The sequence below is a fragment of the Ideonella alba genome (genome assembly GCF_018069845.1).
In the GTDB taxonomy this organism is placed as follows: domain Bacteria; phylum Pseudomonadota; class Gammaproteobacteria; order Burkholderiales; family Burkholderiaceae_C; genus Ideonella; species Ideonella alba.
This window is the reverse complement of sequence record NZ_JAGQDD010000010.1, coordinates 1-23,698: the sequence shown is the minus strand read 5'-3', so window position 1 is coordinate 23,698 and position 23,698 is coordinate 1. Positions and strand designations below refer to the sequence as shown.

Genomic DNA, 23,698 nt, shown 5'->3' with positions numbered 1-23,698 from the left:
GCCTGCCATGAGCGCGATCGATCCCACCCCCGAGAAGCCCGAAGCCCCTGCCGCCGGCGACCGCCGCGGCTTTCTGCGCCAGGCCGCCAGTGTTGGCGTGGCGGCCACCGGCATCACCGGTTTCCCCTTCGTCCATGCGCAGGAGAAGATCACGCTGCGCTACCTGGGCACCGCGGTGAACCAGGACAAGAAGATCGCCGAGAAGTTCGAGGCCGACACCGGCATCAAGATCCAGTACATCCCGGTCACGACCGACGACGTCACCAAGCGCGCCGTCACCGCGCCCAACAGCTTCGACCTGATCGACACCGAGTACTTCTCGCTCAAGAAGATCCTGCCCACCGGCAACCTGCTGGGCATCGACACCCGGCGCATCAAGAACGCCGACAAGATCACCACCCTGTTCACCAAGGGCGAGGTGGCCGGCAAGAAGGTGGGTGACCAGGGCACGGCCCCGAAGAAGGTGATGTACGTGGCCAACCCCACGGCCAAGGACTTTGCCAAGGAGCCCACCCAGTTCATGACCCTGATTCCCACGGTCTACAACGCCGACACGCTGGGCATCCGGCCCGACCTGATCAAGCGCCCGATCGAGAGCTGGAAGGAACTGCTCAACCCCGAGTTCAAGGGCAAGGCGGCGATCCTGAACATCCCCTCGATCGGCATCATGGACGCGGCGATGGTGGTCGAGGCCATGGGCCTGTACAAGTACCCCGACAAGGGCAACATGACCAAGGCCGAGATCGACCTGACGATCAAGACCCTGATCGAGGCCAAGAAGGCCGGCCAGTTCCGCAGCCTCTGGAAGGACTTCAACGAGTCGGTCAACCTGATGGCCTCGGGCGAGGTGGTGATCCAGTCGATGTGGAGCCCGGCCGTCACCGCGGTGCGCACCAAGGGCATCCCCTGCGTGTTCCAGCCGCTGAAGGAGGGCTACCGCGCCTGGGCCGCCGGCTTCGGCGTGCCCAAGACCGTGACCGGCCGCAAGGCCGATGGCGTCTACGAGTTCATCAACTGGTTCCTTGACGGCTGGGCCGGCGCCTACCTGAACCGCCAGGGCTACTACAGCGCGGTGCTGGAGACCGCCAAGGCCAAGATGGAGGCCTACGAGTGGGCCTACTGGATGGAGGGCAAGGCCGCCACCAAGGACATCCTGTCGCCCAACGGCGACGTGCTGGCCAAGGTGGGCGCGGTGCGCGACGGTGGCAGCTACGAGCAGCGCATGGGCGGCATCGCCTGCTGGAACGCCATCATGGACGAGAACGCGTACATGGTGCAGAAGTGGAACGAGTTCGTCGCTGCCTGAGCACCGCGCGGTGATGTCGAAGGCCCCGAACTCCTCCCTGCTGGCGTGGCTGCAGGCGGCCCCGCTGGCGGCGGTGTTCGTGGTCTTCTTCGTCGTGCCGCTGGGGCTGATCGTCGCGGTCAGCTTCTGGCAGGCCACCGACTACGAGCTGATCCCGGCCTTCAGCGCGCAGAACTACCTGGACGTGTTCCGCGGCTGCGGCAGCAGCCTGGTCACCTCGGGCGAGGACCTGTGCGTCACGCTCAAGACCTATGGCTCGACGCTGCGCTTCAGTCTGCTGACCTGGGCCATCACCGCGGTGCTGGGCTTCGCGATCGCCTACTTCCTGGCCTTTCATGTGCGCAGCCAGTGGATGCAGACGCTGCTGTTCATCGTCTGCACCGTGCCCTTCTGGACCAGCAATGTGATCCGCATGATCTCGTGGGTGCCGCTGCTGGGCCGCCACGGCCTGGTCAACCAGGGGCTGCAGGCGGCAGGGCTGGTGGATGAGCCGCTGGAGTGGCTGCTGTTCTCGGAATTCTCGGTGGTGCTGGCCTTCGTGCACCTGTACACGATGTTCATGATCGTGCCGATCTTCAACTCGATGATGCGCATCGACCGCAGCCTGATCGAGGCCGCGCGCGACAACGGCGCCAGCACCTGGCAGACCGTCTGGCATGTGGTGCTGCCGCTGTCGCGCACCGGGCTGATCATCGGCTCGATCTTCGTGCTGGCGCTGGTGATGGGTGACTTCGTCACCGTGGGCGTGATGGGCGGGCAGCAGATCGCCTCGGTGGGCAAGATCATCCAGGTGCAGACCAGCTACCTGCAGTTTCCGCTGGCGGCCGCGAATGCGGTGATCCTGCTGGCGGTGGTGCTGATGATGATCGTGGCGCTGCTGCGCCTGGTCGACCTGCGGCGGGAGCTCTGAACATGGCCAGCGCCGCTCGCCGCGAACCGCGCGCCCCAGGCTTCTGGCCTCTGGCCGTGGTGTTCGGCGCCTTCGTGCTGTTCCTCTACGGGCCGATGCTGGCCATCGTGGTGCTGAGCTTCCAGGGCCCCGAGGGCGGCCTGACCTTCCCGATGCGCGGTTGGTCGCTGCACTGGTTCCGCCAGCTGTGGGAGGGCATCGGCGTGATCGACATCGGCGCCGCGCTGCGCCGCTCGCTGCTGCTGGGCACGGTGGTGATGACGCTGACGGTGCTGCTGTCGCTGCTGGCCGGCCTGGCCTACCGCAAGCGCCTGCCCGGCGGCGCGCCGCTGTTCTATGTGGTGGTGGCCAGCCTGATCATGCCCAGCATCATCGTGTCGCTGGGCATCGGGCTGATGTTCCGGCTGCTGGATGGCGGCGTGAAGTGGGCGCTGGAAGCCTGGTCGCCCGAGGCGCTGGAGGGCTTCACCACCACGCTGGGCATGTTCAGCTCGGGCCTGGGCGCGCAGCTGACCTGGACGCTGCCCTTCGGCCTGCTGATCATGTTCGCGATCTTCAACCGCTTCAACCCGGCCTACGAAGAGGCGGCGCGCGACCTGGGCGCCAGCGCCTGGCAGACCCAGCGCCATGTGGTGCTGCCGCTGATCGCGCCCAGCCTGGTGGGCATCGGCATGTTCGGCTTCACGCTCAGCTGGGACGAGATCGCCCGCAGCTCGCAGGCCATGGGTGACCTCAACACCCTGCCGCTGGAGCTGCAGGGCCTGACGACCACGGTGACCACGCCGGTCATCTATGCGTTGGGCACGGTGACCACGGCCATTTCCTTTGCGGTGATGGGCCTGAGCCTGGCCCTGGTGGCGCTGTGGCGGCGACGCGGCTGAAGCGGGCCCGGTCGGCCGACACCGCCACCGACCGCGTCTACCAAGGCATCTACCAGGCGATCGTCGAGCACCGCCTGGCGCCCGGCCTGCGCCTGCGCGAAGAGGAACTGGCCGAGAGCTTTGGCGTCTCGCGCACCGTGGTGCGCCAGGCCTTGCAGCGCCTGGCGGCCGACCAGGTGATCGAACTGCAGCACAACCGCGGTGCCCAGGTGCCGCAGCCCGACCTGGCGCAGGCGGCGTCGGTGTTCGCGGCGCGGCAGGTGGTGGAATGCGAGATCGCGCGCCAGCTGGCGGGCCGACTGACGCCCGCGCAGCTGGCCGCCCTGCGCGCCTTGGTGATCGCCGAGGCCGAGGCGCTGCAGCGAGGCGACCACGCCACCGCGGTGCGGCTGTCGGGTCAGTTCCATCGCGAGCTGGCGGCGCTGGGCGGCAACCCGGTTTTCCTGCGCTGGATCGACGAGTTGCTGCCGATCACCTCGCTGCTGATCATGCTCTACCAGCGCCACGGCCACCCGGGCTGCGTGGCGCACCGGCACGAGGACCTGGTCGAGGCGCTGGCCAGCGGCCCGCCGGCGCGCGCAGCGGCCGAGATGCGCCGCCACCTGCAGGAGCTGGCTCGCTCGCTGGCCCAGACGCCTGCTGCAGCCGCGCTGCGCGACGTGTTTGCGTCCTACCGCGAGCCCGCTGCAACTGCACGCTGATCAGCGCCGCCAGGCCGCCGCGGTGTAGACCGCCAGCGCCGCCCAGATCAGGCCAAACCCCAGCAGCCGCGCCGGCTGCAGCGGCTCGTGGAAGACCCACAGACCCAGCATGAACTGGATCGACGGACCCAGGTACTGCAGCAGGCCCAGCGTGGCCAGCGTGATCTGCCGCGCGCCATGGGCGAACAGCAGCAGCGGCACGGCGGTCAGCGGGCCGGCCAGCACCAGCCAGAACCAGTCGCCGCCGCTGTGCGGGGCGCCACCGCTGGCCACCAGCCAGGCCAGTGCCGGCACGGCCAGCGGCGCCAGCAGCATGGTTTCCAGCGCCAGGCCTTCCACCGCACCCAGCGGCGCGGTCTTGCGCAGCAGGCCGTACAGGCCGAAGCTGGCCGCCAGGCCCAGCGCGATCCAGGGCGGCGCGCCGGCCGTCCAGCCCAGCCACAGCACGCCCAGGCCGGCCACGGCCACGGCCACCCACTGCATCGGCTTGGGGCGCTCGCCCAGCACCACCACGCCCAGCAGCACGTTGAACAGTGGGTTGATGAAGTAGCCCAGGCTGGCTTCCAGCACGCGGCCCTGCTGCACCGCCCACACATAAAGCAGCCAGTTGGCGGCCAGCAGCGCGGTGCTGGCGGCGAAGGCCCCCATGGCCTTGGGCGTCAGCTGACGCAACCAGGCCCAGCGCCGCTGCCAGGCCAGCAATCCCAGCACCATCACCAGCGACCAGACCGAGCGGTGGCCCACCATCTCCAGCGGCGGCACCGAGGCCAGGCGGTGGAAGTACAGCGGAAACAGGCCCCAGATGATGTAGGCGGTGGCGGCACTCAGCAGACCGGGCGGCATGGGCGGGCCGCAGGGTCGGCGGCAGAACAACGGGGCCCTATTGTGGCGGCACGGCGGCGCCCAAGTCGGGCAGGGACTTCCACTCCGGACCGGCCGCGGCCAGCCACTGCTGCGCCGGCCAGTCGTCCAGGGCCGGGACGGCCAGCGACAGCGCATGCAGCCACAGCCGCTGCACCCCCAGCCAGTCGGCCAGCGCGCGGTTCAGCGGCCCTTTGCCATGCGTGCTGTCGCCGATCAGCGGATGGCCCAGGTGCTTCAGGTGGCGGCGGATCTGGTGGCGCCGTCCGGTTTCCGGCCAGGCCTCGACCAGCGCGACGCGGGTGCCGTCGAAGCCCGGCCGGGTGGACAGCGGCCACTCGGCCCGCGCCAGCGTGCGGCCCCGGGTACAGGCATCCAGCATCGGCTGGCCCTGGCTGGGGCGTTCGGGGTCGCGCGCCAGCGGATGATCGACGGACCATTCATCCGCCGGCCAGCCGCGCACCAGCGCCAGGTAGCGCTTGCGGCACTGGCCGGCCTCGAAGGCCTGGCCCAGCGCCCGGGCGGCATCGGCCTGGCGGGCCAGCACCAGCACGCCCGAGGTGCCCTTGTCCAGCCGGTGCACCGGCGACAGCGGGCCCCACGCGGGGCGCAGGCGGTCGAGCACGGTGTCGGTCTCGTGGGCGTCCAGGCCGCTGCGGTGCACCAGCAGACCGGGGGGCTTGTCGACGACCAGCAGCGCCTCGGTCGCGCACAGCACCACCAGGTCGTGGCGCACGGGCGACAGTGCAGCGCCAGCCTGTCCCACAGGCTGGGGATGCCCCGATGAACTGGGGAGGGCGCTGATCACGGGTCTTTTTGAAAAATGCCTGTCATCGAACCGCGGCACCATGACCGCGCAAGGAGGGACCGACCATGCCTCAGACCTATTATCTCGGCGGCCGCACGCCGCTCGTGACCTGGACCGCCTGCCTGCTCTGGGCGCTGGCCACCGTGCTGGCCGCCTGGGTGGGGTGGTGGGGCAGCACCGCGTCCGCGTGGTGGATCGCCGCCGCCGGCGTGACAGCCGCGCTGTTCTCGGTCACCGGTGCCGGCCTGTGGTGGCGTCTGGAGTGGGCGCGCCGGGCCAGCATGGCCTGCCTGCTGGCCGCGGGCGCGGGCAGCGCCGCCCTGGTCTGGCTGCTGGCCGGCCAGGCGCTGTGGGCCCTGCTGGCCGCGCTGCCGGTGGCCGCTGCGCTGGCCTGGCTGGCGCGCCGGCTGGCGGCCGACGCGGTGCGCGAGCAGTTCGTCGCCTGAGTCCCGCTCAGCGCAGGTCGCCGTCCACGTAGTACCAGCGCGGCGCGCCCTCCAGGGCCGCGCGCTCGAAGCGGCTGGTCTCATGCAGGCGGTGCGCCCGCCCGCCCAGCTTGCTGCGCGCGACGAACTCCACCTCGGCATGGTCCGGCGCCGTGACACGGTGCCGGCGCACCTCCAGGCCCAGCCAGCGCAGCCCGGCCGGGTTTGGCGACAGGTCACCGGGCCGCGTGCGCGGATGCCAGGTGTCCCTCAGGTAGTCCAGCCGGTCCAGCACATAGGCGCTGTAGCGTGAACGCATCACCGACTCGGCGTCGGGGGCCTGCAGGTGCAGCGGGCCAGCGTGCCAGCGGCCACAGCAGTCGGCCAGCGGTCGGCCGCTGCCGCAGGGGCACGCGGTGGGGAGGGTGTCAGGCATCTCGGGCGGGGTGAGCGAAAAGTTGCGCTAGAATGCAAGGCTTCACCCAGACAGACCACGGGTGCATCGCTTACCAGGAGAGGTGGCAGAGTGGTCGAATGCGCCGGACTCGAAATCCGGTATACGGTTATACCGTATCGAGGGTTCGAATCCCTCCTTCTCCGCCAGATCAGGGCCTTCGCCACGCGAAGGCCCTTTTCTTTTCCGGGCTGCCGGCGCGTCCCCCACGATCTAGCGGGGAGGCCCCCGGCGGTGCCGTTACTGGCTCAGAATCCCCGCGAAAGAGGGAGCTGCACCATGCACCATGCCGCCACGACGGCGCACCGTTTGACCAGGCCGGCCCGTCGCCGGCCAGGGCTCGGGGCTCGGCCCGGGCCTGCGCTGGCGCTCGCTGGCGCCCTGCTGGGCCTGTGCGTCGCCCAGGCGGGGCCGCTGCGGGATCTGTCCCAGGCGCCGGAATGGATGCCGCCGCGCCTGGATGGCCCGGTGGACTGGGGCCCGGGCCCGGGGTGGCCCAAGGCCCTGGGGGTGCAGACACCGGTGCTGCGGCCGTTTGCCGTGCCCATCGGGCCGCCGGACGCGCACCTCAAGGGGGTGTTCGGCCCGGCGTTCGCGTGGTCGCTGATTCCGCTGCACAGCGTGCTGCTGGCCGATGGGCGGGTGCTGTCCTTCGGCACCGGCCCGGATGGCCTGCAGGGCGCGTTGATGAACTATGCGGTCTGGGATCCGGCCCAGGGCACGGGTGAGACCTCGATGCAACTGCTGCCCAACAGCACCGGCACCGACATCTTCTGCGCCGGCCAGACCCTGTTGCCGGGCAGCGGCGACGTGCTGCTGGTGGGCGGCGACCGCACCGTCAAGGGCGTGCGCAACTACGGCAACAACGACGTCAACCGCTTCAGCCCGCTGAACAACAGCCTGACCAAGGAGTCGCCGATGGTCTGGCAGCGCTGGTACGCGACGCTGCTGACGAACACCAAGGGCGAGCAGGTGGCGCTGGGCGGCCTGATCGACCGCGCCTACAACTTTGACGACGGCACCTCCACCGTGGCCAGCCATGCCTCCACGCCCGAGGTCTACCTCAGTGGCGGCGGCTGGCGCACGCTGTACGCGGCCACCAGCGACCTGGCCTACGGCAGCATCAGCTCGTCGTGGAGCTATCCGCGCGCCTGGCTGGCGCCGGACGGCCGGATTGCCATCCTCACGCCCAAGGGCGAGATCTACGCGCTGGACACCGAGGCGGGCGGCACGCTGGAGCGCACACTGGCCAGCGGCCTGGGGGCCGGTCGGCACATCCTGCCGGCGGTGATGTACCAGCCCGGCAAGGTGCTGAGCCTGCGCGTGGGTGGTGTGGCGAAGCTGGTGGATCTGAACGTGACTCCGCCGGTGGTCAGCGCCACGGCCAATCTGTCTCTCGAGCGCCAGTACGGCAATGCCACGGTGCTGCCCAATGGGCAGGTGTTCGTCAACGGCGGTTCGTCCACCGGCAACAGCCTGGCCGGTGCGGCCTACCACTCCGAGACCTGGGATCCGGCCACCGGCACCTGGACCACCACCGCCAGCGCGGCCAAGCCCCGGCTGTACCACTCCACCGCGATGCTGCTGCCCGACGCCACGGTGCTGACCAACGGCGGCGGGGCGCCCGGTCCGGTGAACAACCTCAATGGCGAGATCTACTACCCGCCCTACCTGTACCACCCCGACGGCAGCGGCCGCCCGGCGCGGCGCCCAGTGATCGCGTCGGCGCCTCAGGCAGGCACCTGGGGGCAGGCGCAGCAGCTCGAGATGGCCGATCCGAGGCCGGTGGCCCGGCTGACCCTGGTGCGCTTCGGCGCGGTGACCCACGCCTTCCACAGCGACCAGCGCTTCCAGGAACTCAGCTTCGCGCAGCGCGGCAAGCGGCTGAGCTACCAGCTGCCGGCCTCGGCCGCGGTGGCGCCGCCGGGCTTCTACATGCTGTTCGCGCTGGATGCGGCGGGCGTGCCGTCGATGGCCAAGGTGATCCGGATCGGCTGAGCAGGCCGGCGGCGTTCACCCGCGCCCGTTCCGCGCCCGCGCAACTGGGGATCGACAGCCCGCCGGACAGGCGCGATAGTCGCCGCTCTGTTGTCTGACCGGAGTCCGCCGATGCGTCGCCTTGCCGCCCCCACCTCCCTGCTGTCCGTCACCACGCTGGCCGCCTGTGCGCTGGCCAGCTCCAGCGCGCTGGCCGCCCAGGGCCTGCAGGTCGAGCTGCGGGCGCCCGCCCAGGTGATGCAGGGCGATGCCGAGGTGACGGTGGAGGTGGTGGTGCGCAACACCAGCGCCCAGCCACAGAAGCTGCTGCGCTGGCAACTGCCCGAGGGCACGCTGCACGGCCCGCTGTTCCGCGTGCGCGGCGCCGATGGCGCCGAGGCCGCCTACCACGGTCCGCTGGTCAAGCGGGCCGCGCCCCGGCCTGAAGACCAGGTGGTGCTGGCGCCGGGCGAGCAGCGCAGCTACCGGGTCGATCTGTCGCGCCACTACGCGCTGCCGGATGGCCGCTACTCGGTGGCCTACCTCGGACGCGCCCGCGCGCCGGGCCGGGCCGACCTGGCGTCCACGGAATCGCTGTCGCTGTGGCTCTCCGGCCGCAGCGAAGCGGTGCAGCGCGTGGCGCCGGAAGCGGCCACCAGCGGCCCGATCACCTTCACCGGCAACTGCACCGTCAGCGAGCAGAATGACCTGACCACCGCGGTGGGCAAGGCCACCGGCTACGCCAGCGAGTCGAAGAAATACCTGAAGGTGATGACCACGCCGACCACGCGGTACACCACCTGGTTCGGCGCCTACACCGCCACGCGCTACGACACCGTGCGCACCCACTACAACAAGATCACGCAGGCGTTCAAGAAGAAGCCGCTGACGCTGGACTGCTCGTGCACCGACAACGGCGTCTACGCCTATGTCTACCCGAACGATCCGTACAAGATCTACCTGTGCGGCGCCTTCTGGGCGGCACCGATGACCGGCACCGACTCCAAGGCCGGCACGCTGATCCACGAGATGTCCCACTTCACCGTGGTGGCGGGCACCAATGACTGGGCCTACGGCCAGACGGCGGCCAAGGCCCTGGCGATCAGCAACCCCGATCGTGCGGTCGACAACGCCGACAGCCACGAGTACTTCGCCGAGAACACCCCGGCGCAGCCCTGATGAGGCGGCGGACGCTGGCGCTGCTGGTGGCAGGCATGGCCTGGGCGGCGGGCGCGCAGGCGGCCACGCTGGCCTGCAGCCTGCAGGTGCCGCCGCGCCAGGCCCTGGGCCATGCCGTGCTGCTGCAGTTCACGCTGACCAACACCGGCGCCGAGCCGCTGTGGGTGCTGCGCTGGAACACGCCCTGGGAGGGGCGCTGGATGGCGCCCTTTGCCACGCTGAGCCGCGACGGCCAGCCACTCGACTACCAGGGCGCGATGGTCAAGCGGGCGGCCCCGGACGCCTCAGCCTACCTGCACCTGGCGCCGGGCCAGGCGTTGCGCGCGGCGCTGCCGCTGTCGCCGGCCTTCGACCTGCGGCGCGCCGGCAGCTATCTGCTGCAGCCGGCGATCACGCTGGGCGACGTGCAGGTGCAGCAGGGGCGCGACGGGCCGCGCCTGGGCCAGCCGTGGAGCAGCGCTGAACTGGCTTGCGGCGAGGCCCGCTTCGAGCTGCTCGCGCCGCGCTGATCACTTGTAGCCCACACGGTCCAGCATCTGCTGGACCTTGGCCGAGTTGGTGCCGATCGTGGCCACGGGGATCACCTCGGCCTTGAACGGGCCCAGGGCCTTGAGCGCCGGGTTGTCGGCGCCCACGCCGTCCACCACGGCGTATTCGTTGTTGCCGTTGGCGAAGTAGGCCTGCGCCGAGGGGCTGGCCAGGTACTCCAGGAACTTGCGCGCGGCCTCGGGGTGCGGGGCGTTGCGGGCGACCGCGCCACCGGCGATGTTCACGTGGGTGCCCTTGCCGTCCTGGTCGGGGAAGACCACGCCGACCTTGTCCATCACGTCGCGATCGGCCGGGTTGGTCGAGCGCATCATGCGCGCCACGTAGTAGCTGTTCGACAGCGCGATCTGGCATTCGCCCGAGGCCACCGCCTTGATCTGGTCGGTGTCCCCGCCCTTGGGCGGGCGGGCCATGTTGTCGACCACGCCCTTGAGCCAGGTCTCGGTGGCCTGCGGGCCGATGTGCTCGAGCACCGCGCCGAACAGGCTCAGGTTGTAGGGGTGGGCACCCGAGCGGGTGCAGACCTTGCCCTTGTTCTTCGGGTCGGCCAGCTCGGCATAGGTGTCCGCATCGGCGCGCTGGACGCTGGCCTTGTTGTAGACGATGACCCGGGCGCGAGTGGAGAAGCCGAACCAGGACGGGCCGTCGCCCTTGTCGGCGCCGCGCAGCCGGGCCGGGATGGCCTTGTCCAGCACCGCTGACTTCAGCGGACGGAAAAGGCCGGCTTCTTCGGCGCGCCACAGCCGGGCGGCATCCACCAGCAGGATCACGTCGGCCGGGCTGGCCGCGCCCTCGGTGCGCAGGCGCTCAAGGATGCCGGCGTCGTCGGCATCGACGCGGTTGATCGTGATGCCGGTGGCGGCGGTGAAGTCCTTGTAGAGCGCCTCGTCGGTCTGGTAGTGGCGGGCGGAGTACAGGTTCAGCACTTTGTCCTGTGCGGCGGCGCCCAGGGGCAGCAGGCAGGCGGCGAGCAGGGCGGGCAGCAGGCGGGTCGGACGCATGGTCGGCTCACGGGAAGGTCAACGATGCACTGGAGTGTAATAGCAAACGCGAACAATTCGCAATCACATATTGATGCGGCTCCAGCAGCGTCCGGTCCGGCGCTCAGCAGCCGGTGGCGCCGCGGCCACGGCCCAGCAGCAGCACCGGCAGCAGGCCCACCGCCACGATGGCCAGCGAGGGCCAGGCCGCCTCGCCCAGGCGCTCGTCGCGCGCCAGCTGGTTGGCCACCACGGCCAGCGTGTCGTGGTTGAAGGGGCGCAGCACCAGCGTGGCGGGCAGTTCTTTCATGACATCGACGAAGACCAGCAGCCAGGCCGTGCCGGCGGCGCCGCGCAGCAGCGGCCAGTGCACCCGGCGCCAGGTGGCCCAGGGGCCGTGGCCCAGCAGGCGGGCGCTTTCGTCGAAGCTGGTCGGCAGCCGGGCGTAGCCGGCATCCACCGACTGCATCGCCACGGCAGAGAAGCGCACCAGGTAGGCGTACAGCAGGCCCGCCACGCCGGCCGTCAGCCAGCCGGCCAGTGGCCACTCGGGCCATCGCGCCTGCCAGGCCCCCAGCGGCCACAGCAGACCGATCACGATCACCGCGCCCGGCACCGCATAGCCCAGGCCCACACCGCGCGCCAGCGCGTCCAGCCAGCGGCCGGGCTGACGCCGCCGCGCGGCCGCCAGGGCCATGGCCAGCAGCACGGCCAGGCAGGCCGCTGCGGCCGCCAGCACAAAGCTGTTGACGGCCCAGCCGGCGAAGCGTGAGAGGTCGAGGCCCGGGGCGTCGGCATCACCCTCGGTGCTGGCCAGGCGCAGCAGCGCCAGCACCGGCAGCACGAAGCCCAGCAGCACCGGCAGCAGGCACACCGCCCAGGCGGCCGCGCAGCCGCGCCAGCCCAGCGCCAGCGGCCGGGCGTCGCCGCCATGCAGCGCGCCCTGGCGCGCGGCGGCGAAGCGCAGCCGCGCCTGGGCGCGCTGCTCCATCCACACCAGCAGCGCCACCAGCACCAGCAGGACCGTGGCCAGCTGGGCCGCGGCATCGCGGTCGCCCATCGACAGCCAGGCGCGGAAGATGCCGGTGGTGAAGGTGGACAGGCCGAAGTACGCGCCCACGCCATAGTCGGCCAGGGTTTCCATCAGCGCCAGCGCCACGCCGGCGGCCAGCGCCGGCCGGGCCATCGGCAGCGCCACCTGCGTGACGCGGCGCCACCAGCCGGCGCCCAGCAGGCGCGCGGCCTCCATCAGCGGCACGCAGCGCTCGGCCAGCGCGGCGCGCACCAGCAGGTAGGCGTACGGATACAGGCACAGCACGAACAGTGGCACCGCGCCGCCCAGGCTGCGGATGTCCGGCCACAGCGCGCCCTGCCAGCCAAAGGCGGCGCGCAGCGCGGTCTGCAGCGGGCCGCTGTACTGCAGGGTGTCGGTCCAGGCGTAGGCCAGCACATAGGCCGGCATGGCCATCGGCAGGAGCAGCGCCCACGACAGCCAGCGCCGTCCCGGGAACTCGAACAGCGTGACCACCGCCGCCGTGCTGCCGCCCACCAGCGCCACCCCCAGCGCCACCGCCGCCGACAGCAGCAGCGACTGACCCAGGTAGCCCGGCAGCACTGTGCTGGCCAGGTGCTGCCACAGCGCCAGTCCGTCGGCGTCCAGCGCCGCCCAGCGCGACACCAGCGCGGCCAGGGGCAGCAGCAGCAGAACGCAGACCAGGGCAAGGAGCAGGCGCATGCCAGTCATTCTAAGTAAGAATGATTGTCATTCTGGTACGATCATCGCATGGCACTGCTGCTTGAACACATCGTGGTGCGCTACCGCGGCTCTGCGGCCGCCGGCGGCGACCTCGACGCCGTGCGCGAGGTCTCGATGGGCCTGGCCGCCGGCGAGATCGGCGTGCTGGTCGGCCCCTCGGGCTGCGGCAAGACCTCGCTGCTGCGTGCCGTGGCGGGGCTGGAGCCGCTGGCCGGAGGGCGCATCCGCCTGGCGGGGGATATCGTCTCCGACCCGGCCGCCGGCCTGCACCGCCCGGCCGAGCAGCGCCGCGTCGGCATGGTGTTCCAGGACTACGCGCTGTTTCCGCACCTGGACGTGGCGGCCAATGTGGCCTTCGGCCTGCACGCGCTGGGCCGGGCCGAGCGCGCGCGGCGGGTGCAGGAGATGCTGTCGCTGGTGGGCCTGCCCGAGGTGGCCGGCAAGATGCCGCACCAGCTCTCCGGCGGCCAGCAGCAGCGCGTGGCGCTGGCGCGGGCGCTGGCCCCGGCGCCGCGCCTGTTGCTGCTGGACGAGGCCTTCTCGGCGCTGGACGTGGAACTGCGCGAGCGCCTGGCCCACGAGGTGCGCGCCATCCTCAAGGCCAGCGGCACCGCCGCGCTGGTGGTGACGCACGACCAGATGGAGGCCTTTGCGCTGGCCGACCGCCTGGGCGTGATGCAGGCCGGCCGGCTGGAGCAGTGGGACCGCCCCTACGACCTGTACCACCGCCCGGCCACGCGCTTCGTGGCCGACTTCATCGGCCACGGCGTGCTGGCGCCGGCCCGCATTGTCAGCACGCCGCAGGGGCCCCGCGTCGACACCCCCCTGGGCCTGCTGGCCGACGCCGACGAGTGCCCGCTGCCCGATGCCTACCCCGGCGGCGAGTGCCTGGTGCTGCTGCGCGCCGACGACATCGAGCACGACGACGCCGCCCCGGTGCGCGCGCGCATCCTGCGGCGCGACTTCCGCGGCGCCGAGTTCCTCTACACGCTGGCGCTGGCCGATGGCCTGGAGGTGCTGGCCCATGTGCCCTCGCACCACGACCATGCGCCGGGCGAGTGGATCGGCATCCGGCCGCGGGTCGAGCATGTGGTGACCTTCCCGCGCTGAGCGGTGCACCGCCGCTGGGCCAGCGCTTCACAGTTCTTCACGCACGGGCCAAGCGGGCCCAACGGCCGGGCCCCAGCATCGGGGCATTGCCTGCCTGGAGACCGCGATGACCTATGCTTCGGCCCACGCCTACCCCGCCCGTGTGCGCGCCCCGCTGCGGGCCGACGAGATGCTGCCTGCCCGCCTGCTCCTGATCGACGACGACAGCCGCCTGACCGCGATGGTCGGCGACTACCTGCGCGGCCACGGCTACGAGGTCGACACCGCTGCCTCGCTGGCCGAGGGCCGCGAGCGCCTGCGCCGCGTCGCCTACGACGCCCTGGTGCTGGACCTGATGCTGCCCGACGGCGACGGCCTGGACATGACCCGCGAGCTGCGCGCCGATGCCCGCACCCGCCGTCTGCCGCTGCTGATGCTGACCGCGCGCGGCGAGCCGATGGACCGCATCCTGGGCCTGGAGATCGGTGCCGACGACTACCTGCCCAAGCCCTTCGAGCCGCGCGAGCTGCTGGCCCGCATCAAGGCGCTGCTGCGGCGCGTCGCGCCCGAGGCCCAACCCGACGAGGTGCTGTCCTTCGGACGGCTGGAGATCGACCTGGGTGCGCGCGAAGCGCGGCTGGACGGCCAGCGCTGCGACCTCACCGGCCACCAGTTTGACCTGCTGGTGGTGCTGGCGCAGAGCGCCGGCCGGGTGCTCTCGCGCGACCAGATCATGGATGCGCTGAAGGGCCACCCGCTGGAGGCCTTCGATCGCTCGATCGACGTGCACGTCTCGCGCATCCGCGCGGTGATCGAGGAAGACCCGAAGAATCCCAAGCGGGTGCTGACGGTGCGCGGCACCGGCTACGTCTTCGCCCGCAAGCAGGACGGCGAATAGCCCCGCGCGCGTGAAGACGCTGTACCTGCGCATCTGGCTCACGGTGGTGGCCGCGCTGGCGCTGTTCGCGCTGGCCGGCGGCTGGATGGTGCAGCGCCACCTGGAGCAGGAGCGGGCGCAGTTCGAGCAGCGCATCCGCGAGCGCATGGCCAGCTGGGCCGAACTGATCGAGAACGCCTTGCCCGAGCCCGGCGCCCCCGATTCGGTCCAGGCGGCGATGCTGGCCGAGTGGTCGCAGCGCCTGCGCCTGCCGCTGGCGCTGGACGCCGCCGATGGACGGCGCATCGCCGCGTCCGAGAGCTTCGAGCGTCGCCAGGCGGCCAACCGCGGCGAGGTGCCGCGCAACGCGATCAGCACCCGGCTGGACGATGGCCGCACGCTGTGGCTGATCCGCCCCAACCTGGACCGCCTGCTGCGCGAAGCCTCGGGCGGCCGCGGCCCCAGGCCGCCGGAGCTGGGCGGCGGCGATGCGCCGCCGGACCTGGCCGATCCGGGCAGCGGACCCCCACGTGGCCCCGGCGGCGGCCCGGGTGGTGGCCCGGTGGGTGACCCGGGCGGCGACCCGCCCCTTCGCCTGGAGCCCCCGGAGGGACGTTTCGGTCCGCCCGGCCTGCCCGGAGAGGGCGACCTGGCCGATGGCCCGCGCGGCCCCCGGGGCGACCGCCATCCGGCGTGGTGGCGCCTGATGCTGCCGCGCGACTGGCCGGCCGGTGCCGCGCTGGCGGGGCTGCTGGCCGCGCTGTTCGTGGCCGTGGCGGCCGGCGCCTGGCCGGTGGTGCGCGGTCTCACCCGCCGCCTGGAGCGCCTGCGCCAGGGCGTCGAGGCCTTCGGCGGCGGTGCGCTGGACCAGCGCGTGCCGGTGCAGGGCCGCGATGAGGTGGCGGCGGTGGCGGCCAGCTTCAACCAGGCGGCCGACCGCATCCAGGCGCTGCTGCAGTCCAACCAGAGCCTGCTGGCCAATGCCAGCCATGAACTGCGCTCGCCGCTGGCGCGGCTGAAGATGGCGGTGTCGATGCTGGACGATGCGCCGCCGGCGATGCGCGAGAAGCTCGGCCGCGAGATCCACACCAACATCGCCGAGCTCGACGCGCTGGTCGAAGAGGTCCTGTTGTCCAGCCGCCTGGAGGCTGGCGCGCCGCAGGAGCTGGACGACAGCATCGACCTGGCGGCGCTGGCCGCGGAAGAGGCGGCGCGGGTGCAGGCCGAGGTGCAAGGCGCCGCGCTGCGCGTGCGCGGCAGCGAGCGCCTGCTGCGCCGGGGGCTGCGCAACCTGCTGGAAAACGCCCGCCGCTATGGCGGCGACGAGGTCACGCTGCTGCTGGCCGAGTCGCCCGAGGGCCCGCGCGTGCGCGTCTGCGACCGCGGCCCGGGCGTGCCTGAGGACCTGCGCGAACGCATCTTCGAGCCCTTCTACCGCCTGCCCGGTCATGCCGAGCGCGAGGGCGGTGTCGGCCTGGGCCTGGCGCTGGTGCGGCAGATCGCGCAGGCCCACCAGGGCAGCGTGCGCTGCGAGCCGCGTGAGGGCGGCGGCAGCTGCTTCGTGCTGACGCTGCCGGCGGCGCGCCGGCTGTGATCAGCCGCGCCGGCGCAGCACCCAGGCCTTGAACACCACCAGGAAGACGCTGCACAGCACCAGCGCCAGCGTTGACGCGGCCCAGAATCCCGGCGCACCGCGCAGCGTGTCAGGCACCCGGGTGCCATCGTCGAAGGCCAGCTGCGAGCCCAGGCCCAGCCCGATGCCCCACAGCGTGCCGGCGTAGATCACCATCGGCACCGTGGCCACGCGCCAGGCGCGCAGCACGAAGGCGGCCATGGTCTGCGCGGCATCGCAGACATGGAACACCACCAGCCAGGACAGCAGCGACAGCGCCACCGCCGCCACCGCGGCGTCGCCGGTGTACAGACCCACCACCTGCACCCGGCCCAGGTAGACCGCCGCGGCCAGCACGCCGGAGGTGATCAGGGCCAGCGCCATCGCATGCCAGCCCAGGCGGCGGGCGTCCGCCAGATCACCCGCCCCCACGCGCTGGGCCACCAGCGTGCTGCCGGCATTGGCCAGCGACAGCGGCAGCATGAACATCAGCGAGACCAGGTTGATGGCGATCTGGTGCCCCGCCACCGGCACCGTGCCCAGCCGGGCGATGAAGAAGGCCATGAACGAGAAGGCGCTGACCTCCACCAGCACCGCCATGCCCATCGGCACGCCCAGGCGCAGCAGGCCCAGGATGGCGGCGCGGCTGGGCGGGTGCAGGCCGCGGCCCCACAACGCGAAGCGGTCGTAGAAGCGGTCGCGGTGCAGCATCCAGGCCGCGGCGGCCAGCTGCAACCACATCGCCGCCGCCGTGGCCAGGCCGGCGCCGGTGACCCCCAGCGCGGGCAGGCCCAGTGCCGGCCAGCCAAAGACCAGCGCGGTGGACAGCGGCAGCTTCAGTCCCAGCCCGGCCAGTTGCAGCACCATCACCGCCTTGGGCCGCGACACCGCGGTGTTGAAGGCGCGGTAGACGGTGAACAGCAGCGAGGCCGGCAGCGCCAGCGCCAGCGCCAGCAGGTAGCCGCGCACCTTGGCTTCCATCTCGGGCGTGGCACGCGAGAGCGCCAGGAAGGGCTGAGGGAACAGCAGCAGCGTGCAGCCCAGCAGCGACAGGCCCAGGGCCAGCCAGATGCCCTGGTGCAGTTCGTCCCCGGCGGCCTCCAGCCGGCCGGCGCCGAAGAGCTGGCCCACCACCGGCGACACCGCCAGCACCGCGCCCATCAGGCCGACGAAGACCGTGATGTAGGCCGCGGCGCCCACGGCAAAGGCCCCCAGGTCCGCGGGCGAGTGGCGCGCCACCAGCAAGGTGTCGATGGTGCTGAAGGCCAGCACCGCGAGCTGGCCCACCAGCACCGGCCAGGCCAGCGGCACCAGGCGGCGGACGCTGTCGCTGAAGCGGATCATCGGGCGGTGCCGTCCAGGCTGTGCGGGTCCGGATGGTCACTGCCCGTGGCCAGGCGGGCGCGCTCGGCATAGCGGTTGAAGCGCCAGGCGGTGGCCTCCAGGCTGATGCGCCGCCAGACCGCGCGCTTCTCGCCCGGCGACATCTGCGGCCAGTGCTGCACCTCGTGTTCGGTGCGGCCGCAGCCCTTGCACAGCGCATCGCCCTGGGCGGTGGAGCAGATCGCGATGCAGGGCGCATCCGGGGTGCTGCGGTACCAGGCCAGCCAGGCCTCGCGCGCGGCGGCGGGCAGCGTGGCCTCGTCGGCCTCGGACTCGCGGTAGTAGACCATCAGCGCATACACCTCGGCCAGCGCACGCACCTCGGCGCAGGCCTGCAGGCCGTCGGGCGAGGGCTGGCGGGCGCGCCACCAGTTGATGGCGCGCTCGATGTCGGTGATGTGGATGCCGGCCATGGGCGAGGATGCAGACGAAAAAGCCGCCTCGGCGGGCGGCTTGGCGATGGTAGCGGGTTGGCTCGACCCGCGGTGCGCGGGGTGCTTTGTCAGTCGACCAGTCGGATCTCGACGCGGCGGGCCTGGTCGGCAGTGCCGTCACCGGTGGTGGACTCGGGCTTGCGCAGGCCGATGCGGGCGGCATCGACGCCGGCGGCCACCAGCGCGGCACGCACGGCCTTGGCGCGGTTCTTGGCCAGCTCGGCATTCTTGGCGGGGTCACCGCTGGCGTCGTGGAAGCCCGACAGCACCAGCTTCTTGCCCGCGGCCGCGGTGGCGGCCGCCTGGGCCTTGGTGATCTCGGCGGCGGCCTCGGCGGGCAGCTCGGCCGAGCCGACGGCGAAGAACAGCGTGCCGGCCAGCTCGCCGGTCAGCGGGCCGTCGATCAGCGCTTCGTCAGCGGCCACCGCGGGCGCCGGGGCCTGGGCGGCGGCGGACTTGTGCAGCTGGCGGATGCCCAGGCCGCCGATCAGCCCGAACAGCAGCAGCGCAATGATGCCGATGGTGGTCCAGACGCCAACACGGGCGCCGTCGTCGATGTCGTCGAGCATGGAAATCCTCCGGGGTTCTTCGTTCGGGTCAGCCCCGGATTCTAGGCGGGCCGGGCGCCACCTCGCTTACAGCGTCTTGGTGCACAGCTTGAAGTCGGCGTCGTCGGCGAAGGGTTTGATCTGGAAGCCCAGGCTGCGCATCAGGCGCAGCATGCCGTCGTTGTTGGCCAGCACCAGGCCCTCGATCTCGGCCAGGCCCTTGGTGCGGGCCACGTCCATGATGCTGAGCATCAGCCGCGAGCCCAGGCCCTGGCCGGCATAGGCGTCCGACACCACCAGCGAGAACTCGCAGCTGGTCTGGTCGGGGTTGGTGATGTAGCGCGACACGCCGATGATCTGCTCGGTTTCCACGAAGCTGCCGTCGTCCTGCAGCACGCGGTCGGTGTGCACGGCGACCAGGGCCATCTCGCGGTCGTAGTCGATCAGGGTGTAGCGCGCCAGCATCTTGGCCGGCAGCTCCTGCATCGAGCTGACGAAGCGGAAATAGCGGCTCTCGGGCGACAGGCCCTTGACCAGGGCCTGCAGCATCTCGGCGTCATCCGGCTGGATCGGGCGGATGGTGTAGAGGCCGCCGCCCTTCATCGGCCACTCGCGCTCCAGGCCGGCCGGGTAGGGCAGGATGGCCAGGTGGTGGAAGGCCTGGTTCTGCGGGCCGGCGTGCTCGATCACCACGCGCGCGTCCACCGCCACCGCACCGTCCTCGTCGACGATGATCGGGTTGATGTCCATCTCCTGCAGCTGGGGCAGGGCGCAGACCATCTCGGACAGGCGCAGCAGCACCTGCTCGAGCGACTCCATGTTCACCGGCGGCGCGCCGCGCCAGTGGCCCAGGGTCTCGGCCACGCGGGCGCGCTCGATCAGCCGCCGGGCCAGGAACTGGTTCAGCGGCGGCAGCTCCATCGCCTGGTCGTTGATCAGCTCGATCATCGTGCCACCGGCGCCGAAGGTGATCACCGGGCCGAAGGGGTCGTCGGTGGTCAGGCCGATGTAGAGCTCGCGGCCGCGCGGCTTGCCGCTCATCGGCTGGATCGTCACGCCATTGATGCGTGCGCCGGGCTTGGCCTTGGCCACGCGGGCCAGCATGTCGTTGAAGGTGTCGCGCACCTGGGTGGCGGTCATCACGCCCAGCGCCACGCCCTGCACGTCGGACTTGTGGCTGATGTCGGGCGAGTCGATCTTCAGCGCCACCGGGTAGCCCAGCTGGCTGGCGATCAGCATCGCCTCGTTGGCGGTGCGGGCCAGCATGGTGCGGGTGACCGGGATGTGGAAGGCGGCCAGCAGGGCCTTCGATTCCATCTCGGTCAGCACCCGGCGGCGCTCGGCCAGCACGCCCTCGATCAGCAGGCGTGCGCCTTCGGTGTCGGGCGTGGCCAGTGTGGACAACGGCGGCGGCGTCTGCGTCAGCAGCTGCTGGTTCTGGTAAAAGCTGGCGATGTTGCCGAAGGCGTCCACCGCCGCCTCGGGGGTGCGGAAGCTCGGCAGCGGCTTGGCATTGAGCAGTTCGCGCGCCGGACGCACGCTGTCGTCGCCCATCCAACAGGCCACCACCGGCTTGCCCAGCCGGGCCGAACCGTCGATCACCGCCTGGGCGATCACCACCGGGTCGGCGCCCGGGTAGCAGGCGGGTTTGGGGGCGTAGATGACCAGCACGCCGTCGACGTGGCTGTCCTTGCCGCAGGCCTCGACCGCGGCCCTGTAGTGGGCCTCGGTGGCGTCCTCGCCCAGGTCCAGCACCTGGTTCAGCGTGGCGTTGGGTGAGAGCAGCGGCGCCAGCGTGTTGCGGCTCTGCGGATCGAGCCGCGCCACTTCCAGACCGATGTCGTTGGCCCAGTCGGCGGCCAGCACACCCGGGCCGCCGCCGTTGGTGACGATGGCCAGGCGCTTGCCCACCGGCCGGTAGCGCGAGGCCAGGCAGCGCGCCGCCGAGAACAGCTGCGTGAAGGCCCGCACCCGCACCACGCCGGCGCGGCGCAGCGCGGCCTCGAACACATCATCGGCACCCACGATCGCGGCCGAGTGGGTCAGCGCCGCGGTGGTGCCCGCCGGCATGCGTCCGGCCTTCATCACCACCACCGGCTTGACCGAGGCCGCAGCGCGCAGCGCGCTCATGAAGCGCCGCGCGTGGGTGATGCCCTCCATGTAGACCAGGATGCTGTGCGTGCTGCCATCGGTGGCCAGGAAGTCCAGCACCTGGGCCAGGTCGACCGCGGTGTTGGCGCCCAGCGAGACCACGGTGGAGAAGCCCACGCCATTGCGCCGCGCCCAGTCCAGGATCGACGAGGTCAGCGCCCCCGACTGCGACACCAGCGCCAGCGGCCCCGGTGCCGCCAGCGGCCCGGCGGCACTGGCATTGAGCTTGAGCAGCGGCCGCTGGAAGCCCAGCGAATTGGGGCCCAGCAGGTGCACGCCATGGCGCTTGGCCACCGCGTGCAGGTTGGCGCAGGCCGGTGCCGGCAGGTTGGCCGACAGCACCAGCGCCGCGCGACAGCGGATGCGGCCGGCGATCTCCAGCGCGGCCTCGATCTGCTCGTGCGGCAGCGCGATCACCGCCAGATCGGCCCGGGTGTGCGCCAGGTCGGACAGCGTGCCGGTCATCTCGGTGTCGAGGAAGCTGATCTGGCCGCTGAAGCCATTGGTCGTCAGCTCGGCCAGCAGGGCGCGCGCCATGGGCGCCTGGCTGTCAAGATCCTCCGGGTTGCCGGCGAAGACGATGATCGAGCGGGGCGAGAAGAGCGGCGTGAGGAAATGCTGGTCCACGTCGGCGGCAGGGCGTTGAAGGGCCCTGGGAGACACGATCTGGCCAGCATACTCCGGTTAAGGGTTAACCAGAGGCCTGCCCGCGCGTGGCTTGCTGCTGGTCAAGTCAGCACGCCGTCGGCCAGCCAGCGGTGCAGGCTGGCGGCCACCCGTGCCGGCGCCGCGTCGGCGGCGTCCGGGCTGTGGGCGGCGGCCACCGTGCACAGTGCGCCGATGCTGGTGCCCTCGGCCAGGGTGTGCAGCAGCTGGGCCTCGTCCTCGTCGACGATGCGCCAGTGGCGCGCCAGGCCCTGGCGCCAGACCAGCACCTGGTGAGGGCGCGCCGCCGGCTGCGCGGTCTGCGCCTGCTCATCGGCCTGCAGCGCCTGCCACAGCGGCGTGATGTCCCAGTCCAGCGCCAGCAGCCGGGCGGCCGGGTGCAGGCGCAGCGGCAGCGTGGCCCAGGCCTCGGGCGGCTGCGACTGCAGCGTCTGGGCATCCAGCGCTGGCGCGTCCGGGTCGTCCAGCACCTGGCCCAGCGTCCACTCGAAGCGGGCCAGGTCGGCCAGGGCGGCCGCGTGTGGCATCCCGCCCATGGCGATGGCCTCGGCCAGGCCGTCGCCGAACCAGCGGATCGAGGCGCGCTGACTGGGATGGGCCGCCAGGTAGTCGGCCGCCAGCGCGTCGAAAGCCTCATCGCCCAGCACCCGGTGCAGCACCGGGTGGTTGTCGCGCAGCGCAGCGCTCATCCGGGCGCGGTAGGCATGACGGTAGACGCCCAGCAGCGGCGCGCGGCCACGCAGCGGGCGCAGCAGCGCCAGCGCGGGCGCGGGATCGTCGCCCGTCAGGCCGCGGGTGAAGGCCCGAAGCATGGGCTCGAGTGATCCACTCATGGGGTGACCGGTTCCAACAGGGCGTCGCGGGCCACGCGGCGGGCGGTGTCCAGCTCGGACAGCAGCGCAGGCAGCGGCGGGATGTGGTCATCACGCTCGATCATCACCGGCACCTCTCCCAGCTGGCGCACGGTGTGGGCGTAGAGCGCCCAGACGGGCTCGCTGACCGGGTGGTCGTGGGTGTCGATCGGGCCGTCCTCGGTCATCTGATGGCCGGCCAGGTGCAACTGGGTGACGCGCGCGGCGGGCATGGCGTCGATGAAGGCCCGGGGGTCAAAGCCATGGTGCTGGGCGCTGACCCAGACGTTGTTGACGTCAAGGAGGATCTCGCAGTCGGCGCGACGGGCCACCTCGGCCAGAAAGCTCGCCTCGTCCATCTCGTCGGCCTGCCAGCCCACGTAGCTGGACACGTTCTCCAGCAGCAGGCGCCGTCCCAGCAGGTCCTGGGCCTGCGCGATCCGGTCCACCACATGGCGCAGCATGGCCTCGGTGTAGGGCAGTGGCAGCAGATCATGCAGGTAGCGGTGGTCGACGCGGCCCCAGCAGAGGTGGTCGGACACGCGGCAGGGCTGGACACGGTCGATCAGGGCGCGCAACTCGCGCAGGTAGCCACGGTCCAGCGGATCGGCGCTGCCAATCGCCAGCGAGACGCCGTGCATCGCGATCGGGATGTCGCGCCGGATCGCATCCAGGTGGGCCAGCGGGCGGCCTCCCGGCACCAGGTAGTTCTCCGAGATGATCTCCAGCCAGTCCAGCCCCCACTCGCGGGGCGGACGGGCACGGAAGTCAGCATAGTGCTCGGTGCGCAGGCCGAGGCCGAAACCGCTGCCCATGGTCAACGGCTTACTTGGCCGCCATCGGCTTGCCGCCGGCCTTGGTGCATGCCTCGGCCGACTTGGCCTGGGTCCAGCCCTGGCCCTTGCAGCCGTTCATGCCCTTGCACTCGTTCGTGGCGGTTTTGCACTCGGAGTGGCCCTTGCAGCTGTTGGCGCCGGCACACTGCACGCCCTTGTCGCTGGCGGCCTGGGCCGTGGCGGGGGCGCCCATGGCGAACAACGCGGCACAGGTGGCGGCCAGCGCAACGGCCGACGTGGTCTTGGTGACTTGCATGCGAATCTCCTGAAGGAAGTGAAGGGATGCCAGACATCGCCTGACACCTCTTCAGTCGCACGGGAATGCACTTGATTACAAGGGTTTTCCCTTGAGTTGTCCCTCACGCTGGCTGCGTCCTCAGTGGCTGGCTTCTGCCCACAGCGGCCGTAGGCCGCTGTGGGCAGAGCCCTATTCCGTTGAGCTCCCCCCAGCCCCCCTCCAAGAAGGG

Annotated in this window: 23 protein-coding genes and 1 tRNA gene; 12 read left to right on the top strand and 12 right to left on the bottom strand. The window is 71.5% G+C overall.

Annotated features, from left to right (window positions below):
* Positions 1-7: 7 nt before the first annotated feature.
* The 4 genes from KAK03_RS14280 to KAK03_RS14265 are packed head-to-tail and all read left to right on the top strand — an operon-like array spanning position 8 to position 3,798.
* Positions 8-1,306 (top strand): ABC transporter substrate-binding protein, encoded by a 1,299-nt coding sequence (locus KAK03_RS14280; protein ID WP_210854628.1) that lies wholly within the window; start codon positions 8-10, stop codon positions 1,304-1,306.
* 13 nt (positions 1,307-1,319) lie between these two features.
* The gene (locus KAK03_RS14275) at positions 1,320-2,216 is read left to right on the top strand and encodes an ABC transporter permease (RefSeq protein WP_210854627.1); all 897 of its coding nucleotides are present in this window, start codon (positions 1,320-1,322) and stop codon (positions 2,214-2,216) included.
* Between the two features lie 2 nt (positions 2,217-2,218).
* Positions 2,219-3,097: an ABC transporter permease gene (locus KAK03_RS14270; protein WP_210854626.1), complete on the top strand. Its 879-nt coding sequence runs from the start codon at positions 2,219-2,221 to the stop codon at positions 3,095-3,097.
* Entirely contained in the window at positions 3,079-3,798 is a 720-nt protein-coding gene (locus KAK03_RS14265; RefSeq protein WP_310738606.1) for a GntR family transcriptional regulator, read from the top strand. Before KAK03_RS14270 ends, KAK03_RS14265 begins: the two co-directional genes overlap by 19 nt.
* On the opposite strand, the gene rarD is transcribed toward KAK03_RS14265, so the two are convergent.
* Entirely contained in the window at positions 3,799-4,641 is an 843-nt protein-coding gene (gene rarD, locus KAK03_RS14260; RefSeq protein ID WP_210854625.1) for an EamA family transporter RarD, read from the bottom strand.
* A gap of 37 nt (positions 4,642-4,678) precedes the next feature.
* Entirely contained in the window at positions 4,679-5,395 is a 717-nt protein-coding gene (locus tag KAK03_RS14255; RefSeq protein WP_310738605.1) for a pseudouridine synthase, read from the bottom strand.
* A gap of 137 nt (positions 5,396-5,532) precedes the next feature.
* Here KAK03_RS14255 and KAK03_RS14250 point away from each other — a divergent pair, with 137 nt between their 5' ends.
* On the top strand, positions 5,533-5,913 hold the full coding sequence (locus tag KAK03_RS14250; protein ID WP_210854623.1) for a hypothetical protein: 381 nt from the start codon (positions 5,533-5,535) through the stop codon (positions 5,911-5,913).
* Positions 5,914-5,920: 7 nt separating this feature from the next.
* Here the strand turns inward: KAK03_RS14250 and KAK03_RS14245 are convergent, their stop codons facing one another.
* Positions 5,921-6,328 (bottom strand): YchJ family protein, encoded by a 408-nt coding sequence (locus KAK03_RS14245; protein ID WP_210854622.1) that lies wholly within the window; start codon positions 6,326-6,328, stop codon positions 5,921-5,923.
* Positions 6,329-6,404: 76 nt separating this feature from the next.
* Between KAK03_RS14245 and KAK03_RS14240 the strand changes: the two genes are divergently transcribed.
* The 4 genes from KAK03_RS14240 to KAK03_RS14225 all read left to right on the top strand — a co-directional run bounded on the left by KAK03_RS14240 (position 6,405) and on the right by KAK03_RS14225 (position 10,011).
* Positions 6,405-6,495: transfer RNA gene (locus tag KAK03_RS14240), tRNA-Ser, on the top strand.
* A 295-nt stretch (positions 6,496-6,790) separates the two neighbouring features.
* Positions 6,791-8,344 carry a galactose oxidase early set domain-containing protein gene (locus KAK03_RS14235; protein WP_210854621.1) on the top strand — a complete coding sequence of 518 codons (1,554 nt, stop codon included), beginning with the start codon at positions 6,791-6,793 and terminating at the stop codon, positions 8,342-8,344.
* Between the two features lie 111 nt (positions 8,345-8,455).
* Positions 8,456-9,502, top strand: coding sequence for a M35 family metallo-endopeptidase (locus KAK03_RS14230; protein WP_210854620.1), 1,047 nt, complete (start codon positions 8,456-8,458; stop codon positions 9,500-9,502).
* Entirely contained in the window at positions 9,502-10,011 is a 510-nt protein-coding gene (locus KAK03_RS14225; protein ID WP_210854619.1) for a hypothetical protein, read from the top strand. The genes KAK03_RS14230 and KAK03_RS14225 overlap by 1 nt, the downstream gene beginning before the upstream one ends.
* Here the strand turns inward: KAK03_RS14225 and KAK03_RS14220 are convergent, their stop codons facing one another.
* Positions 10,012-11,049: an extracellular solute-binding protein gene (locus KAK03_RS14220; RefSeq protein WP_210854618.1), complete on the bottom strand. Its 1,038-nt coding sequence runs from the start codon at positions 11,047-11,049 to the stop codon at positions 10,012-10,014.
* A 103-nt stretch (positions 11,050-11,152) separates the two neighbouring features.
* A complete protein-coding gene (locus tag KAK03_RS14215) occupies positions 11,153-12,763 on the bottom strand; it encodes an ABC transporter permease (RefSeq protein ID WP_210854617.1) in 1,611 nt (536 codons plus the stop codon).
* Between the two features lie 48 nt (positions 12,764-12,811).
* On the opposite strand from KAK03_RS14215, the gene KAK03_RS14210 reads away from it, so the two are divergent.
* The 3 genes from KAK03_RS14210 (at position 12,812) to KAK03_RS14200 (ending at position 16,344) form a co-directional block, all read left to right on the top strand.
* Positions 12,812-13,894 carry an ABC transporter ATP-binding protein gene (locus KAK03_RS14210; protein WP_210854616.1) on the top strand — a complete coding sequence of 361 codons (1,083 nt, stop codon included), beginning with the start codon at positions 12,812-12,814 and terminating at the stop codon, positions 13,892-13,894.
* A gap of 172 nt (positions 13,895-14,066) precedes the next feature.
* Positions 14,067-14,771, top strand: coding sequence for a response regulator (locus KAK03_RS14205; protein ID WP_210854721.1), 705 nt, complete (start codon positions 14,067-14,069; stop codon positions 14,769-14,771).
* A 10-nt stretch (positions 14,772-14,781) separates the two neighbouring features.
* On the top strand, positions 14,782-16,344 hold the full coding sequence (locus KAK03_RS14200; RefSeq protein WP_310738604.1) for a sensor histidine kinase: 1,563 nt from the start codon (positions 14,782-14,784) through the stop codon (positions 16,342-16,344).
* On the opposite strand, the gene KAK03_RS14195 is transcribed toward KAK03_RS14200, so the two are convergent.
* The 7 genes from KAK03_RS14195 to bufA2 form a co-directional block, all read right to left on the bottom strand.
* A complete protein-coding gene (locus KAK03_RS14195; RefSeq protein WP_210854615.1) occupies positions 16,345-17,706 on the bottom strand; it encodes an MATE family efflux transporter in 1,362 nt (453 codons plus the stop codon).
* Positions 17,703-18,158, bottom strand: coding sequence for a DUF3717 domain-containing protein (locus KAK03_RS14190; RefSeq protein WP_210854614.1), 456 nt, complete (start codon positions 18,156-18,158; stop codon positions 17,703-17,705). The genes KAK03_RS14195 and KAK03_RS14190 overlap by 4 nt, the downstream gene beginning before the upstream one ends.
* 89 nt (positions 18,159-18,247) lie before the next feature.
* On the bottom strand, positions 18,248-18,748 hold the full coding sequence (locus tag KAK03_RS14185; RefSeq protein WP_210854613.1) for an OmpA family protein: 501 nt from the start codon (positions 18,746-18,748) through the stop codon (positions 18,248-18,250).
* Positions 18,749-18,814: 66 nt separating this feature from the next.
* Positions 18,815-21,505 carry a bifunctional acetate--CoA ligase family protein/GNAT family N-acetyltransferase gene (locus tag KAK03_RS14180; RefSeq protein WP_210854612.1) on the bottom strand — a complete coding sequence of 897 codons (2,691 nt, stop codon included), beginning with the start codon at positions 21,503-21,505 and terminating at the stop codon, positions 18,815-18,817.
* Between the two features lie 101 nt (positions 21,506-21,606).
* Positions 21,607-22,377: an HvfC/BufC N-terminal domain-containing protein gene (locus KAK03_RS14175; RefSeq protein WP_210854611.1), complete on the bottom strand. Its 771-nt coding sequence runs from the start codon at positions 22,375-22,377 to the stop codon at positions 21,607-21,609.
* Complete coding sequence (bufB, locus tag KAK03_RS14170) at positions 22,374-23,210, bottom strand: MNIO family bufferin maturase (RefSeq protein WP_210854610.1); 837 nt, start codon at positions 23,208-23,210, stop codon at positions 22,374-22,376. Before bufB ends, KAK03_RS14175 begins: the two co-directional genes overlap by 4 nt.
* Before the next feature lie 10 nt (positions 23,211-23,220).
* Complete coding sequence (gene bufA2, locus KAK03_RS14165; RefSeq protein ID WP_210854609.1) at positions 23,221-23,487, bottom strand: BufA2 family periplasmic bufferin-type metallophore; 267 nt, start codon at positions 23,485-23,487, stop codon at positions 23,221-23,223.
* Positions 23,488-23,698: the final 211 nt, after the last annotated feature.

What these genes read in the sequence shown, in the direction of transcription:
- KAK03_RS14280 (WP_210854628.1), top strand. Translation starts at nt 8, where the DNA reads ATGAGCGCGATCGATCCCACCCCCGAGAAGCCCGAAGCCCCTGCCGCC.
- KAK03_RS14275 (WP_210854627.1), top strand. Translation starts at nt 1,320, where the DNA reads ATGTCGAAGGCCCCGAACTCCTCCCTGCTGGCGTGGCTGCAGGCGGCC.
- KAK03_RS14270 (WP_210854626.1), top strand. Translation starts at nt 2,219, where the DNA reads ATGGCCAGCGCCGCTCGCCGCGAACCGCGCGCCCCAGGCTTCTGGCCT.
- rarD (WP_210854625.1), bottom strand. Translation starts at nt 4,641, where the DNA reads ATGCCGCCCGGTCTGCTGAGTGCCGCCACCGCCTACATCATCTGGGGC.
- KAK03_RS14250 (WP_210854623.1), top strand. Translation starts at nt 5,533, where the DNA reads ATGCCTCAGACCTATTATCTCGGCGGCCGCACGCCGCTCGTGACCTGG.
- KAK03_RS14245 (WP_210854622.1), bottom strand. Translation starts at nt 6,328, where the DNA reads ATGCCTGACACCCTCCCCACCGCGTGCCCCTGCGGCAGCGGCCGACCG.
- KAK03_RS14235 (WP_210854621.1), top strand. Translation starts at nt 6,791, where the DNA reads ATGCCGCCGCGCCTGGATGGCCCGGTGGACTGGGGCCCGGGCCCGGGG.
- KAK03_RS14230 (WP_210854620.1), top strand. Translation starts at nt 8,456, where the DNA reads ATGCGTCGCCTTGCCGCCCCCACCTCCCTGCTGTCCGTCACCACGCTG.
- KAK03_RS14225 (WP_210854619.1), top strand. Translation starts at nt 9,502, where the DNA reads ATGAGGCGGCGGACGCTGGCGCTGCTGGTGGCAGGCATGGCCTGGGCG.
- KAK03_RS14220 (WP_210854618.1), bottom strand. Translation starts at nt 11,049, where the DNA reads ATGCGTCCGACCCGCCTGCTGCCCGCCCTGCTCGCCGCCTGCCTGCTG.
- KAK03_RS14215 (WP_210854617.1), bottom strand. Translation starts at nt 12,763, where the DNA reads ATGCGCCTGCTCCTTGCCCTGGTCTGCGTTCTGCTGCTGCTGCCCCTG.
- KAK03_RS14210 (WP_210854616.1), top strand. Translation starts at nt 12,812, where the DNA reads ATGGCACTGCTGCTTGAACACATCGTGGTGCGCTACCGCGGCTCTGCG.
- KAK03_RS14195 (WP_210854615.1), bottom strand. Translation starts at nt 17,706, where the DNA reads ATGATCCGCTTCAGCGACAGCGTCCGCCGCCTGGTGCCGCTGGCCTGG.
- KAK03_RS14190 (WP_210854614.1), bottom strand. Translation starts at nt 18,158, where the DNA reads ATGGCCGGCATCCACATCACCGACATCGAGCGCGCCATCAACTGGTGG.
- KAK03_RS14185 (WP_210854613.1), bottom strand. Translation starts at nt 18,748, where the DNA reads ATGCTCGACGACATCGACGACGGCGCCCGTGTTGGCGTCTGGACCACC.
- KAK03_RS14175 (WP_210854611.1), bottom strand. Translation starts at nt 22,377, where the DNA reads ATGAGTGGATCACTCGAGCCCATGCTTCGGGCCTTCACCCGCGGCCTG.
- bufB (WP_210854610.1), bottom strand. Translation starts at nt 23,210, where the DNA reads ATGGGCAGCGGTTTCGGCCTCGGCCTGCGCACCGAGCACTATGCTGAC.
- bufA2 (WP_210854609.1), bottom strand. Translation starts at nt 23,487, where the DNA reads ATGCAAGTCACCAAGACCACGTCGGCCGTTGCGCTGGCCGCCACCTGT.